This is a genomic window from Streptomyces bobili, from assembly GCF_002154575.1.
GTDB classification, from domain to species: Bacteria; Actinomycetota; Actinomycetes; order Streptomycetales; family Streptomycetaceae; genus Streptomyces; species Streptomyces bobili.
On the sequence record NZ_MUBA01000936.1, the window covers coordinates 1 to 660 of the forward strand.

Below are 660 nucleotides of genomic sequence, written 5' to 3' on the forward strand. Positions count from 1 at the left end.
CCCGCAGGGCCCGGTGGGCGTCGGCGGAGCCGCCCACGCCCACCGGGCCCTGCGGGCCGTGGCCCTGCTGGTCCGGGGTGTGGGGGGACGACGGGCGGAAGGTCATCGTGCCCTCATCCGCGGGCGCCGGGCCCGTGGTCGGGCGGCGGGACATGAAGGTGGGGTCGGGCGCGGCTTCCGGCGGGGCCGTGCGCGGGTCCGGGGTCTGCGGGTTGCCCCAGGAGACGCGGCGGTCCTGCTCGCCGCCGAAGCCGGACTGGCGGGAGCGGTCGGCGCCCCACGCGGAGGCCGGCTCCGGGGTGCCGCCGTACTGCTGCGGGTCCTCGTCGAAGAAGTGCGGGCCCGTCTCCTCCACGGAGGCCGGAGCCGAGGCCGGAGCCGAGGCCGAGGCGGGGCTCGGGGATGCCCCCGGACCCGGAGGGGCGAGCGGTGCGCCGTCGGACGGCGCGGGCCGGCTGGTGCCGGGCACCCAGGAGGCACCGTTCCAGTACCGGACGTATCCAGGGATGGAGGGGTCCGGGTAGTACCCCTCGCGGGGCCTGTCGTCGCCGGGTGCCGGGGTTGGGGCGCTCATGTCCGTCGTCCCGTATCTGCTCGGGGGTGGGATGGGGCCTCCACATCTACCAGACGAGCGCAACCCCCACCGCCAGTCCCGCCGTT

Annotated in this window: 1 protein-coding gene; it reads right to left on the reverse strand. The window is 77.4% G+C overall.

Annotated features, from left to right (window positions below; translation table 11 throughout):
- Positions 1–574, reverse strand: a 574-nt coding sequence (locus BZL64_RS38820; protein WP_244205818.1) for a DUF2510 domain-containing protein, incomplete at its 3' end; no start/stop codon positions are given.
- Positions 575–660 lie beyond the last annotated feature (86 nt).